Consider the following 965-nt stretch of genomic DNA (forward strand, 5'->3'; position numbering starts at 1 on the left):
CCTGGGCCAGGCGCCGGCGCGCCAGGCGGCCCTGGGCGCCGGCCTGGACCAGGGCACCGCCTGCACCACGCTGAACAAGATGTGCGGCTCCGGCATGCAGGCGGCGATCTTCGCCCACGACGCGCTATGCGCCGGCAGCGTCGATCTGCTCGTGGCCGGCGGCATGGAAAGCATGTCCAACGCGCCGTACCTGCTGGACAAGGCCCGCGGCGGTTACCGCATGGGCCACGGCAAAGTGCTCGACCACATGTTCCTCGACGGCCTGGAGGACGCCTACGACAAGGGCCGCCTGATGGGGACCTTCGCCGAGGACTGCGCGCAGAACCACGGCTTCAGCCGCGCGGAACAGGACGCCTACGCGCTGAGCTCGCTGCTGCGCGCCCGCGAGGCGATCAGCGGCGGCCACTTCGCCGGCGAGATCGTCCCGCTGACCGTCACCCGCGGCCGCGAGCAGCGGACCATCGCCGACGACGAGCAGCCGCCCAAGGCCAGCCCGGAGAAGATCCCCACGCTCAAGCCGGCGTTTCGCGATGGCGGCACGGTGACGGCGGCCAATTCCAGCTCGATCTCCGATGGCGCCGCCGCGCTGCTGCTGACCCGGCATTCCGAGGCCGAACGCCTGGGGTTGAAGGCGCAAGCGGTGATTCGCGGCCATGCGGCCTTCGCCGATGCGCCGAACCTGTTCCCGACCGCGCCGATCGGCGCCATCCAGGCCCTGCTGGCCCGCACCGGCTGGCACCTCGACGAGGTGGACCTGTTCGAGATCAACGAGGCCTTCGCGGTGGTGAGCATGGTCACCATGCGCCAGCTCGGGCTGGACCACGCCCGGGTCAACGTCAACGGCGGCGCCTGTGCCCTCGGCCATCCGATCGGCGCCTCGGGCGCGCGGATCCTGGTCACCCTGCTCGCCGCGCTGCGCGAACGCGGCCTGCGCAAGGGCATCGCCGCGATCTGCATCGGCGGCG

Annotated in this window: 1 protein-coding gene; it reads left to right on the forward strand. The window is 71.8% G+C overall.

Annotation, left to right across the window (positions count from 1 at the left end; all coding sequences use genetic code 11):
• Positions 1 to 965, forward strand: a 965-nt coding sequence (locus tag AS93_RS0117755; protein ID WP_027591841.1) for an acetyl-CoA C-acyltransferase, incomplete at both ends; no start/stop codon positions are given.

It is taken from the genome of Pseudomonas sp. RL (genome assembly GCF_000647775.1).
In the GTDB taxonomy this organism is placed as follows: domain Bacteria; phylum Pseudomonadota; class Gammaproteobacteria; order Pseudomonadales; family Pseudomonadaceae; genus Serpens; species Serpens flexibilis.